This is a genomic window from Streptococcus sp. HMSC062D07 (assembly GCF_001814215.1).
In the GTDB taxonomy this organism is placed as follows: Bacteria; Bacillota; Bacilli; order Lactobacillales; family Streptococcaceae; genus Streptococcus; species Streptococcus infantis_I.
This window is the reverse complement of record NZ_KV815326.1, coordinates 125,045-137,351: the sequence shown is the minus strand read 5'-3', so window position 1 is coordinate 137,351 and position 12,307 is coordinate 125,045. Positions and strand designations below refer to the sequence as shown.

Sequence of the window (12,307 nt, the reverse complement as noted above, 5' to 3'; positions counted from 1 at the left end):
TGATCAGTAAGAAATCAACTAGAAAAAGGTTATTACATATGTCAGGTCAAACACCGTCCCTCTCATTTGAAGTTTTCCCTCCAAACCCAGAAGTAGGCAATGACAAAATTATTGCAGCCCTGAAAGACATGCAGGGCTTGGCACCACACTTCATCAGTGTGACTGCTAGTAATAATAAATTTAATATCAAAGAGACGACGGTTCGTTTGGCAGACTATATCCAAAATGACTTGGAGATCCCAACCATTGCTCACTTGCCAGCTATCTATTTGACTAAGGATAAGGTGGCTGAGACCATTGCGGATTTGGATAAAGTTGGTGTTCAGAAAATCTTGGCTTTGCGTGGAGATATCATTCCAGGTGTTGAGCCACAAAAAGATTTCCGTTACGCCACAGACTTGATTGAGTTTATCAATGAACAGGCACCACACTTTGATATTATTGGAGCTTGTTACCCAGAAGGGCACCCGGATTCGCCAAACCAAATCTCAGATATTCAAAATCTCAAGAGAAAAGTGGATGCAGGCTGTTCAAGTCTTGTCACTCAGCTATTCTTTGACAATGAGCGTTTCTACGATTTCCAAGACAAATGTACCTTGGCAGGGATTGATGTTCCTATTCATGCAGGTATCATGCCAATCCTCAATCGTAACCAAGCTCTTCGTCTCTTGAAGACTTGTGAGAATATCCATCTGCCACGTAAGTTCAAGGCTATCTTGGACAAGTATGAGAATGACCCTGAGTCACTCAGAGCAGCAGGACTTGCCTATGCCGTAGACCAAATCGTGGACTTGGTAACGCAAGACGTTGCAGGTGTGCATCTCTACACTATGAACAATGCAGAAACTGCCCAATATATTCATCAAGCAACCCATGCCTTGTTCAATCATCAACCTTAAAATAATCAAAAGCAAACCATTCTTCTTTTCATAGCAGAATGGTTCTTTTTTATAGAAAAGACCGTACTTTTTAAGAAAAATATGATAAAATAGACTCTGTACGTACTTGATACAAAGATGAGGGTATTTAGGTTATAAAGGTTGCGAAAACGAAACTCAAAAAATCCAAAATGTCTTGAGTAATTGAACCCGGCCGAAAAGCTGTGTAAAAAAGATAAACTGTCTTGTCTTCATCGAAGACTTCGTCAGTTTCCTATTTTTACTTTGCTTTTGACGGCCTTGGTATCTTGATCTTTGTAGGCAAGGCGTATAATATTAACAATCCAAAGGGGATTAAAATGACAAAACATGTGTTTCAAACGACTTTTGCGGGTCGTGAATTGATCGTAGAGACTGGTCAGGTTGCTAAGCAAGCAAATGGCTCTGTTGTCGTGCGTTATGGTGAGTCAACTGTCTTGACTGCAGCCGTTATGTCTAAGAAGATGGCAACTGGGGATTTCTTCCCGCTTCAAGTCAACTACGAAGAAAAAATGTATGCAGCTGGGAAGTTTCCTGGTGGCTTTATGAAACGTGAAGGACGTCCTTCAACAGACGCGACTTTGACAGCGCGTTTGATTGACCGTCCAATCCGTCCAATGTTTGCGGAAGGTTTCCGTAACGAAGTGCAGGTCATCAACACAGTCCTTTCTTACGATGAAAATGCATCTGCACCAATGGCAGCTATGTTTGGTTCATCATTGGCCTTGTCTATCTCAGATATTCCATTTGACGGCCCAATCGCTGGGGTACAAGTAGGCTATGTTGATGGTCAAATTATCATCAACCCAACGCAAGAACAAGCAGAGCAATCGCTTCTTGAATTGACAGTAGCTGGTACGAAACACGCTATCAACATGGTAGAGTCTGGTGCCAAAGAATTGTCAGAAGAAATCATGTTGGAAGCTCTTCTGAAAGGACATGAAGCTGTCAAAGAATTGATTGCCTTCCAAGAAGAAATCGTTGCGGCAGTTGGTAAAGAAAAAGCAGAAGTAGAATTGCTTCATGTAGATGCTGACTTGCAAGCTGAAATCATCGCAGCTTACAACAGTGACCTCCAAAAAGCGGTTCAAGTAGAAGAAAAATTGGCTCGTGAAGCTGCAACTCAAGCAGTGAAGGACCAAGTCACAGCCGTTTACGAAGAAAAATATGCAGACCACGAAGAATTTGACCGTATCATGCGTGATGTGGCTGAAATCTTGGAACAAATGGAACACGCAGAAGTACGCCGTTTGATCACAGAAGACAAGGTACGTCCTGATGGTCGTAAGGTCGATGAAATCCGTCCTTTGGATGCGGTTGTTGACTTCGTTCCACGTGTGCACGGTTCAGGTCTCTTTACTCGTGGGCAAACTCAGGCTCTTTCTATCTTGACTTTGGCGCCAATGGGTGAAACGCAAATCATCGATGGTTTGGATCCAGAGTACAAGAAACGCTTTATGCACCACTATAACTTCCCACAATACTCTGTTGGGGAAACTGGACGTTACGGTGCACCTGGTCGTCGTGAAATTGGTCACGGTGCTCTTGGGGAGCGTGCCCTTGCTCAAGTATTGCCAAGCTTGGAAGAATTTCCATATGCGATTCGTTTGGTAGCAGAAGTATTGGAATCAAACGGTTCTTCATCTCAAGCCTCTATCTGTGCCGGCACTCTTGCCCTTATGGCTGGTGGTGTGCCAATCAAGGCACCAGTAGCAGGGATTGCTATGGGTCTCATCTCAGATGGAAACAACTATACAGTATTGACAGATATCCAAGGTTTGGAAGACCACTTTGGAGATATGGACTTTAAGGTTGCAGGTACTCGCGACGGGATTACAGCCCTTCAAATGGATATTAAGATCCAAGGGATTACTGCTGAAATCTTGACGGAGGCTCTTGCTCAAGCCAAGAAAGCTCGTTTTGAAATCCTTGATGTGATCGAAGCAACTATTCCTGAAGTTCGTCCAGAATTGGCTCCAACTGCTCCGAAAATTGATACCATCAAAATTGATGTGGACAAGATTAAGATTGTCATCGGTAAGGGTGGAGAAACCATCGATAAGATCATCGCTGAAACAGGCGTTAAGATTGACATCGACGAAGAAGGTAACGTATCTATCTACTCTAGCGACCAAGCTGCCATTAACCGTGCTAAAGAAATCATTGCTGGTTTGGTTCGTGAAGCCAAAGTGGACGAAGTCTACCATGCCAAAGTTGTTCGTATCGAGAAATTTGGTGCCTTTGTCAACCTCTTTGACAAGACAGATGCCCTCGTACACATCTCTGAAATGGCTTGGACTCGTACTAATAATGTAGAAGATTTAGTTCAAATTGGTGATTTTGTCGATGTGAAGGTTATTAAGATCGATGAAAAAGGTCGTGTAGATGCTTCTATGAAGGCACTTTTGCCACGTCCGCCAAAACCTGAACGTTCAGAAGAAAAAGGGGATAAAGGTCATCGCCATGGCGATCGTCCTCGTCACCATCACAAGGACCACAAACCTAAGAAAGAAACTACAGAAACACCAAAAGACTCAGAATAAGAAAGGAGAAATGTATGGGATGGTGGCGTGAAACCATTGATATCGTAAAAGAAAATGATCCAGCGGCTCGCACTACCTTGGAAGTCTTGCTGACCTATCCGGGTGTCAAAGCCTTGGCTGCTCACCGTCTCTCTCATTTTCTCTGGAAACATGGCTTTAAGCTTTTAGCTCGTATGCACAGCCAGTTTTGGCGTTTTTGGACACAGATAGAGATTCACCCTGGAGCTCAGATCGAATCAGGTGTCTTTATTGACCATGGGGCAGGACTTGTGATTGGGGAGACAGCTATCGTTGAAAAAGGTGTTCTTCTCTACCACGGAGTGACTCTCGGTGGGACAGGTAAGGATAGTGGTAAACGCCATCCGACTGTTCGCAAAGGAGCTCTTATCTCTGCTCATGCCCAAGTTATCGGACCTGTAGAAATCGGTGAAAATGCCAAAGTCGGTGCCGCTGCGGTTGTTGTAGCAGATGTTCCTAGTGATGTAACGGTTGTCGGTATTCCTGCTAAAATTGTTCGTGTTCACGGGCAAAAGGATGAACCAACCATTCACGAAGTCGAAGAAAAACGTGAATACTACGTCAATAAACTAGAGCAGGCTAGAGAAGCCAGTCACAGGTCGTCTGGTTTGTAATGAGAAGTGACTCTTTAATTAGGAGGTTAGGCCGATGCTATTAGAAGAATTTGAAAATGTACCTGCTGTTATCGAGCCAACTGATCGAAGCCTCCTTAGTGGTGGAGAAATCTGTGATACGATTATTTTATCTTTTAATGGAGAAATCGTTGAACGAGTAAAGCAGTTTGAAGATGTTTACGAAGGTGGCTATCTAACCAATCTAAATGGTAGATTTCCATGGTATATCTATGAAAAAGATGGGAGTAAGGTAGCAGTTGCTATAGCTACGATTGGAGCCCCGATGGTTGTTGGACTCTTAGAAGAACTCAAAGCAAGAGGATTTAAGAACTTTATTGTTTTGGGTTCTTGCGGAGTTCTAGATAAGTCTATTCAGGCAGATAAGATTATCCTACCAAGTTCAGCTCTACGTGATGAAGGTACAAGTTACCATTACGCTCCTGCAAGTGATGAAATAGCTTATGATGAAACTCTACTCTTAACCATAGAAGAAGCTTTAAACAAATCTGATATTGAGCACATTCGAACAAAGGCTTGGACCACAGATGCTTTCTATCGTGAAACAGCTGATAAGGTCAAACGTAGACTTGCAGCAGGTGCGACTGTTGTAGATATGGAAGCCTCAGCAATCATGGCTTGGGCACAATTTCGACAAGCAAAAGTTTATCAATTTTTTTATACAGCTGATTATGTTGACCATCATAATCATGAGTGGGATGCAAGATACGAAGAAAGAAAAGCAGATGCTATGACTTTCTTTGAGATAGCATTAGTAATTGCTAGAGAGTTGGATTGAAACGACTCTTTACGATAAACAAGACACAGAAAGGAGTCAGTGAGTGATTAAAATCTATGACACCATGTCTCGTGATTTGCGAGATTTTGTCCCAATCGAGGACGGCAAGGTTAAGATGTATGTCTGTGGGCCAACTGTATACAATTATATCCACGTGGGGAATGCCCGTTCGACAGTAGCCTTCGATACCATTCGTCGCTACTTTGAGTATCGTGGCTATGAGGTTGCCTATATTTCTAACTTTACGGATGTGGATGATAAGATTATCAACCGTGCCAAGGAAGAAGGCATCACACCTCAGGAAGTGGCGGATAAGTACATCGCTGCCTTCCGTGAAGACGTGACGGCTCTTGGTGTTAAGCCTGCGACTCGTCATCCTCGTGTAGTCGAGTTTATGGCTGATATCATCCGCTTTGTCTCTGACCTGATTGAAAAAGGCTATGCCTATGAGAGTCAAGGGGATGTCTATTTTCGTGTGGAAAAATCCCATAACTATGCTAAGTTAGCCAATAAAACTCTAGAAGACTTGGAGTTAGGTGCTTCAGGTCGGACAGACGAAGAAACAGCTCGCAAGGAAAATCCTGTGGACTTTGCCCTTTGGAAAGCAGCCAAACCAGGTGAGATTTCTTGGGAAAGCCCTTGGGGACCTGGACGTCCAGGATGGCATATCGAGTGTTCGGTTATGTCAACGGAGATTTTGGGTGATACTATCGATATTCACGGTGGTGGAGCTGACCTTGAGTTTCCACACCACACCAACGAAATTGCCCAGTCAGAAGCCAAGACAGGTAAGACCTTTGCCAACTACTGGATGCACAATGGTTTTGTCAACATTGACAATGTCAAGATGTCCAAGTCTTTGGGGAACTTCATTACGGTACACGATGCCCTCGAAACGATCGACGGTCAAGTATTACGTTTCTTCTTTGCGACTCAGCATTACCGCAAACCTATCAACTTTACGGAAAAGGCTGTGCGTGATGCCAGGACCAATCTCAAGTATCTGAAGAACACTTATGAGCAACCATTTACTGGAACTGTAGATGCAGAGGAGTTGCAAACTTTTAAAGATAAGTTCGTAGCTGCCATGGATGAAGATTTCAATACAGCAAATGGTATCACAGTCGTCTTTGAAATGGCCAAGTGGATCAATTCAGGCAACTATGATGCAGCGGTTAAAGAAACTCTTACGGATATGTTAGAGGTCTTTGGTATTGTCTTTGTCGAGGAAGTTTTGGATGAAGAGATCGAAGCTTTAATTCAAAAACGCCAAGAAGCGCGTGCCAATCGTGATTTTGCGACAGCTGACCAAATCCGTGACCAACTGGCTGCTCAAGGGATTAAGCTACTGGATACCAAGGATGGAGTGAGGTGGACACGTGATTGATGTCAATCTCATTAACGGGATTGCGCTAGCTTTTGAAGGAGATGCAGTTTACTCTATGTATATTCGTCGCCATCTCATTCTCAAAGGTATGACCAAGCCCAATAAACTCCACCAAGAGGCGACCAAGTATGTTTCAGCCAAGGCTCAGGCGCGCTTGATTTCCCTTATGTTAGAAGAAGAAGTCCTAACGGAAAAGGAAGAAGAAATCTATAAACGGGGTCGCAATACCAATAGTCATACCAAGGCAAAAAACGCAGATGTTATTACCTATCGTATGTCTACAGGCTTTGAAGCGGTCATGGGTTATCTTCATATGACTGAAAATGTGGAGCGCCTAGAAACCTTGATTTCTTGGTGTATCCAAAAAGTGGAGGGCTAGGAAATGATTGCAAAAGAATTACTAGACTGGTTTCCACAAGCTCAAATCGTAGACCAGCCAATTGATAAGGAAGGTTTTCTTACGCTACCAGTTTCCTCGCAACAGTGGATTTTACTGGAGGAAGTTGGACTAAGTGAACGTGAAAAACAGTTGGTAGCTCTCTTAACCCAGCAGGAACAAACGATCTCGCTCAATCCTTGGTATAGTTATTTGATTGAGGGCAAGGGACAAGCACCGCAAAGTTTTAAAAAGCTACAAGTTGTCTATTGTCACCTTTCCTATTACCAACAGGAAAACCTGACTTCTTGGTTGGATATGATGAGAACCCTCTTTCCTAACTGCGAGACAGTGCTTCAGGTGGGAGCTCAGGATTACCTATTTGTTCTCCAACAGGACAAATACACTTCTGTTCGGTCTATCTTGATGGATACCTTGGAAGCCGTAGAATACGACTTTGGGGTTCGCTTATCCATCATGCTGGGGCAGGTTTGGTCGCAAACAGGAAATCAGAGTTTGACAGATCTCATCAAAGCAGAACGTGACTTGTTTAAAAACTGGTGGCGTCAAGGTCATCAAGGATTCCACACGTTTTCTCAGCTCTACCTTTGGAGTATGGGTGAACAAATGGTGGATCTTGGTTTGATCAAAGATTATCTCCACCAGATGATTTTGGATCAGGATCAAATTCAGGAAATCATTCTCTCCTTATGGGAAAATAGTGCAGTCCTAACTAAAACAGCACAACAGCTCTATCTACACCGCAATTCTCTCCAATACAAGATTGATAAATGGGAAGAGTTGACAGGGCTTCAGTTGAAAGAATTGACAGATTTGACCTTGTGTTATCAGTTGATTTTACCAGATATTATTTAAAGTTTTGTGCAAGTTGCACAGAACTTTTTTATTTTTTTGGTCACCTTGCCATAGAAATGTAAAGCGTTTTCATATATAATAAAACTATCAAAAATTAAAGGAGTTCACCGAAATGGTAGAATTAAATCTTAAAAACATTTACAAAAAATATCCAAACAGCGAACACTACTCAGTTGAAGACTTCAACTTGGACATCAAAGACAAAGAATTTATCGTTTTCGTAGGACCTTCGGGATGTGGTAAATCAACTACTCTCCGTATGATTGCAGGTCTTGAAGACATCACAGAAGGTACTGCATCTATCGATGGCGTTGTTGTCAATGACGTAGCTCCAAAAGACCGTGACATCGCCATGGTATTCCAAAACTACGCTCTTTACCCACACATGACTGTATACGATAACATGGCTTTCGGTTTGAAATTGCGTAAATATAGCAAAGAAGACATCGACAAACGTGTACAAGAAGCAGCAGAAATTCTTGGTTTGAAAGAATTCTTGGATCGTAAACCAGCTGACCTTTCAGGTGGTCAACGTCAACGTGTTGCCATGGGTCGTGCGATTGTCCGTGATGCAAAAGTGTTCTTGATGGACGAACCTTTGTCAAACTTGGATGCGAAACTTCGTGTATCTATGCGTGCTGAAATCGCTAAAATCCACCGTCGTATCGGAGCTACAACTATCTACGTAACTCACGACCAAACAGAAGCGATGACACTTGCAGACCGTATCGTTATCATGTCAGCTACTAAAAACCCTGCTGGTACTGGTACAATCGGACGTGTTGAACAAATCGGTACTCCTCAAGAAGTTTACAAAAACCCAGTTAACAAATTCGTAGCAGGATTCATCGGAAGCCCAGCTATGAACTTCATCAACGTTAAATTGAACGGTGACCACATCGTTGGTGACGGCTTTAACTTGAAAGTTCCAGAAGGTGCTTTGAAAGTTCTTCGCGATAAAGGTTACGAAGGTAAAGAATTGATCTTCGGTATCCGTCCAGAAGACGTGAACGCAGAACCTGCTTTCCTTGAAACATTCCCAGAATCAGTTGTGAAAGCAACTATCTCTGTATCAGAATTGCTTGGTTCAGAATCTCACCTATACTGCCAAGTTGGTAAAGATGAATTCGTTGCTAAGGTTGACGCACGTGACTACTTGCAAGCTGGTGCAACTGTGGAACTTGGATTTGACTTGAACAAAGCACACTTCTTCGATGTAGAAACTGAAAAAACAGTTTACTAAGATATAAGAAATGATCAAACACTGCTAGAAATTTTCTAGCAGTGTTTTTCTTATAAAGCTCTAGGTTCTTCTAGTTTTCATATTGACCCAAAAGTGTTAAAATGGTAGGAAGAACTGGAGAGTATGCATGCCAAAAGAAGTAATTTATTCAGGCGATGAAGTCGTCGCTTTAACGCAACAATATTTATCGAAAGAAGATGTGGCTTTTGTACACAAGGCCTTGGTTTACGCTGTAGAATGTCATAGTGGGCAGTATCGTAAATCGGGCGAGCCCTACATTATCCACCCTATTCAGGTAGCAGGTATTTTAGCCAAGCTCAAGCTGGACGCTGTCACTGTTGCCTGTGGTTTTTTGCATGACGTGGTAGAAGACACAGATGCTACTTTGGATGACTTAGAGCGTGAGTTTGGACATGATGTTCGAGTGATTGTAGACGGTGTTACCAAACTTGGTAAGGTCGAGTATAAATCTTTTGAGGAGCAATTGGCCGAGAATCACCGCAAGATGCTCATGGCCATGTCTGAGGATATCCGTGTTATCTTGGTAAAACTCTCTGACCGCCTGCACAATATGCGCACTCTCAAGCATCTTCGTAAGGACAAGCAAGAGCGTATTTCTAGAGAAACAATGGAAATCTATGCACCACTTGCTCATCGTTTGGGGATTTCAAGTGTGAAGTGGGAACTGGAAGATCTCTCTTTCCGCTATCTCAATCCAACTGAATTTTACAAGATTAGTCACATGATGAAGGAAAAACGTCAAGAACGTGAAGCCTTGGTCGATGAAGTTGTGACGAAGCTTGAGGAATATTCATCTGAGCGCCACCTTACAGGAAAAATCTATGGCCGTCCAAAGCATATCTACTCTATCTATCGCAAGATGCAGGACAAGAAAAAACGATTTGAGGAAATCTATGACCTGATTGCCATTCGCTGTATCTTAGACACTCAGAGTGATGTTTACGCCATGTTGGGTTACGTTCATGAACTATGGAAACCAATGCCAGGCCGTTTCAAGGATTATATTGCCAATCGTAAGGCCAATGGTTACCAGTCTATCCATACGACTGTTTATGGACCAAAAGGGCCGATTGAGTTCCAGATTCGTACCAAGGAAATGCACGAGGTTGCTGAGTACGGGGTTGCGGCTCACTGGGCCTACAAAAAAGGAATCAAAGGTCAGGTTAATAGCAAGGAATCTGCTATCGGAATGAACTGGATTAAGGAGATGATGGAACTCCAAGACCAGGCGGATGATGCCAAGGAATTTGTAGATACTGTCAAAGAAAACTATCTGGCTGAGGAGATTTATGTCTTTACTCCAGATGGAGCGGTTCGTTCTCTTCCAAAGGATTCAGGTCCGATTGACTTTGCCTATGAGATTCATACCAAGATCGGGGAAAAAGCAACAGGTGCCAAGGTTAATGGCCGGATGGTTCCGTTGACGACTAAGTTAAAAACGGGTGACCAGGTTGAAATTATCACCAATCCAAATTCATTTGGACCAAGCCGTGACTGGCTTAACATGGTTAAGACCAGCAAGGCCCGTAACAAAATTCGTCAGTTCTTTAAAAACCAAGATAAAGAATTGTCTATCAATAAAGGTCGTGAATTGCTGATTAGTCAGCTTCAAGAAAACGGCTATGTGGCTAATAAATTCATGGATAAGCGACACATGGATGAGGTTCTCCAAAAAACCAGCTACAAGACAGAAGAATCTCTCTTTGCTGCCATTGGTTTTGGAGAAATTGGTGCTATCACCGTCTTTAATCGCTTAACTGAAAAAGAACGCCGTGAAGAAGAGCGTGCTAAAGCTAAGGCAGAAGCAGAAGAGCTGGTTAAGGGCGGCGAAGTCAAAGTAGAGAACAAGGACACGCTTAAGGTGAAGCATGAAGGTGGCGTTGTCATCGAGGGAGCCTCTGGTCTCTTGGTACGGATTGCCAAATGTTGTAATCCTGTTCCAGGTGATGATATCGTTGGTTATATTACCAAAGGTCGTGGTGTTGCCATCCATCGTGTGGACTGTATGAACCTTCGTTCACAGGAAAACTACGAGCAACGTCTTCTCGATGTTGAGTGGGAAGACCAATTCTCAAGCAAGGAATATATGGCTCATATCGACATCTATGGACTCAACCGTTCTGGTCTTTTGAATGATATTTTGCAAGTCCTATCCAATACAACTAAGAATATCTCAACGGTTAATGCCCAGCCAACCAAGGATATGAAATTTGCCAATATCCATGTATCCTTTGGAATTTCTAACCTTTCAATGTTGACAACTGTGGTTGATAAGATTAAGAGTGTACCAGAAGTCTATTCAGTTAAACGAACAAATGGCTAAATTTGTTGAAATAGTCAGAAAGGATTTCTATGAAAATTATCGTTCAGCGCGTCAAGGAAGCTCAGGTATCTATTGAAGGGCAGATTCATGGTCAGATCAAACAAGGACTCTTGCTCTTAGTGGGTGTTGGACCTGAGGACCAACAGGAAGATTTGGACTATGCAGTCAGAAAACTCGTCAATATGCGAATCTTTTCAGATACTGAAGGCAAGATGAACCTATCTGTCAAGGATATCCAAGGAGAAATTCTCTCCATCTCACAGTTCACTCTGTTTGCCGATACCAAAAAAGGCAATCGTCCAGCCTTTACAGGCGCCGCTAAACCAGATATGGCTGAGGCCTTCTATCAAGATTTTAATCGAGAACTAGCCAAAGAGGTTCCTGTTGAAACAGGTGTTTTCGGAGCAGATATGCAGGTAGAACTGGTCAATGATGGGCCGGTAACCATTATCCTTGATACAAAAAATAGATAAGAAAAACCAAGCTTGTTAGCTTGGTTTTTTTGTGACGTATTTAGTTCATCTTTTCAACATAGAGCTGTTTGGCGATTTCTAGACTTACCAAGAGTTCTTCATTGTTGTGAATCAAAGTAAAGGTATTAGAGAAATCATCAAACTGTTGAACTTGGAGTTTGTCTCCGATATTGATGGCATGTTTTTCCAGATATTTTAGGAGATCAAAGCTATCGTGAACCCGAGTCAGGAGATAGGTTCCAGCTTCTTTAGTTTCTGATAGTGGTAGGTTGTTGATTTCAACCAAAAGCTCTCCTTTAGCAGGAATGGTACCACCGTGAGGGCAAGTTTTTGGGAAACCTAGCATACTTTCTAATCTCTCTACAAAAAAGTCTGAAACGGTATGTTCTAATACTTCAGCTTCCTCATGAATTTGGTCACTGGTATAGTCTAGATGGTGGACCAGAAAAACCTCAATCAGACGATGTTTACGATAAAGTTCTGATACAAGTGTTAGCCCAATATTGGTTAGCAAGTATCCTTTTTTCTTATCTTTTAAGATGAGATTTTCAGACTGCATGCGCTTAATCATTTCAGTTACAGCTGGAGGAGATACCTGCATCCGAGCAGCAATTTCCTTATTGGTAATCTTAGGAACATCCATGCCAATCTCATAAATACATTTTAAGTAGTCTTCTTTATTTGGTGTCATTCGCATTTCCTTGTTTATTATCTCCATCT

The 12,307-nt window shown here is 42.5% G+C and carries 11 protein-coding genes; 10 read left to right on the top strand and 1 reads right to left on the bottom strand.

What is annotated here, in order from left to right:
• The first annotated feature begins 38 nt into the window (after positions 1-38).
• The 10 genes from metF (at position 39) to dtd (ending at position 11,587) form a co-directional block, all read left to right on the top strand.
• Positions 39-899, top strand: a complete 861-nt coding sequence (gene metF / locus HMPREF2957_RS03860) for a methylenetetrahydrofolate reductase [NAD(P)H] (RefSeq protein WP_070677634.1) — start codon at positions 39-41, stop codon at positions 897-899.
• A gap of 338 nt (positions 900-1,237) precedes the next feature.
• On the top strand, positions 1,238-3,460 hold the full coding sequence (pnp, locus tag HMPREF2957_RS03855) for a polyribonucleotide nucleotidyltransferase (protein ID WP_070677632.1): 2,223 nt from the start codon (positions 1,238-1,240) through the stop codon (positions 3,458-3,460).
• A 14-nt stretch (positions 3,461-3,474) separates the two neighbouring features.
• Positions 3,475-4,092 carry a serine O-acetyltransferase gene (cysE, locus tag HMPREF2957_RS03850; RefSeq protein WP_049494272.1) on the top strand — a complete coding sequence of 206 codons (618 nt, stop codon included), beginning with the start codon at positions 3,475-3,477 and terminating at the stop codon, positions 4,090-4,092.
• 34 nt (positions 4,093-4,126) lie between these two features.
• Positions 4,127-4,888, top strand: coding sequence for a nucleoside phosphorylase (locus tag HMPREF2957_RS03845; protein ID WP_004251278.1), 762 nt, complete (start codon positions 4,127-4,129; stop codon positions 4,886-4,888).
• Between the two features lie 43 nt (positions 4,889-4,931).
• Positions 4,932-6,275 (top strand): cysteine--tRNA ligase, encoded by a 1,344-nt coding sequence (cysS, locus tag HMPREF2957_RS03840; RefSeq protein WP_070677630.1) that lies wholly within the window; start codon positions 4,932-4,934, stop codon positions 6,273-6,275.
• The gene (locus HMPREF2957_RS03835; protein ID WP_070677628.1) at positions 6,268-6,654 is read left to right on the top strand and encodes a Mini-ribonuclease 3; all 387 of its coding nucleotides are present in this window, start codon (positions 6,268-6,270) and stop codon (positions 6,652-6,654) included. The genes cysS and HMPREF2957_RS03835 overlap by 8 nt, the downstream gene beginning before the upstream one ends.
• 3 nt (positions 6,655-6,657) lie before the next feature.
• The gene (locus HMPREF2957_RS03830) at positions 6,658-7,527 is read left to right on the top strand and encodes a helix-turn-helix domain-containing protein (RefSeq protein WP_070677626.1); all 870 of its coding nucleotides are present in this window, start codon (positions 6,658-6,660) and stop codon (positions 7,525-7,527) included.
• 112 nt (positions 7,528-7,639) lie between these two features.
• The gene (locus tag HMPREF2957_RS03825; protein ID WP_070677624.1) at positions 7,640-8,770 is read left to right on the top strand and encodes an ABC transporter ATP-binding protein; all 1,131 of its coding nucleotides are present in this window, start codon (positions 7,640-7,642) and stop codon (positions 8,768-8,770) included.
• A gap of 127 nt (positions 8,771-8,897) precedes the next feature.
• Complete coding sequence (locus HMPREF2957_RS03820; protein WP_070677622.1) at positions 8,898-11,114, top strand: RelA/SpoT family protein; 2,217 nt, start codon at positions 8,898-8,900, stop codon at positions 11,112-11,114.
• A gap of 29 nt (positions 11,115-11,143) precedes the next feature.
• A complete protein-coding gene (gene dtd / locus HMPREF2957_RS03815) occupies positions 11,144-11,587 on the top strand; it encodes a D-aminoacyl-tRNA deacylase (protein ID WP_070677620.1) in 444 nt (147 codons plus the stop codon).
• 40 nt (positions 11,588-11,627) lie between these two features.
• On the opposite strand, the gene HMPREF2957_RS03810 is transcribed toward dtd, so the two are convergent.
• A complete protein-coding gene (locus HMPREF2957_RS03810; protein ID WP_070677619.1) occupies positions 11,628-12,278 on the bottom strand; it encodes a metal-dependent transcriptional regulator in 651 nt (216 codons plus the stop codon).
• Positions 12,279-12,307: the final 29 nt, after the last annotated feature.

Excerpts from the sequence above, each read along its gene's own strand:
- HMPREF2957_RS03845 (WP_004251278.1), top strand. The coding sequence starts at position 4,127 with ATGCTATTAGAAGAATTTGAAAATGTACCTGCTGTTATCGAGCCAACT.
- HMPREF2957_RS03825 (WP_070677624.1), top strand. The coding sequence starts at position 7,640 with ATGGTAGAATTAAATCTTAAAAACATTTACAAAAAATATCCAAACAGC.
- dtd (WP_070677620.1), top strand. The coding sequence starts at position 11,144 with ATGAAAATTATCGTTCAGCGCGTCAAGGAAGCTCAGGTATCTATTGAA.
- cysE (WP_049494272.1), top strand. The coding sequence starts at position 3,475 with ATGGGATGGTGGCGTGAAACCATTGATATCGTAAAAGAAAATGATCCA.
- pnp (WP_070677632.1), top strand. The coding sequence starts at position 1,238 with ATGACAAAACATGTGTTTCAAACGACTTTTGCGGGTCGTGAATTGATC.
- HMPREF2957_RS03830 (WP_070677626.1), top strand. The coding sequence starts at position 6,658 with ATGATTGCAAAAGAATTACTAGACTGGTTTCCACAAGCTCAAATCGTA.
- metF (WP_070677634.1), top strand. The coding sequence starts at position 39 with ATGTCAGGTCAAACACCGTCCCTCTCATTTGAAGTTTTCCCTCCAAAC.
- HMPREF2957_RS03810 (WP_070677619.1), bottom strand. The coding sequence starts at position 12,278 with ATGACACCAAATAAAGAAGACTACTTAAAATGTATTTATGAGATTGGC.
- HMPREF2957_RS03820 (WP_070677622.1), top strand. The coding sequence starts at position 8,898 with ATGCCAAAAGAAGTAATTTATTCAGGCGATGAAGTCGTCGCTTTAACG.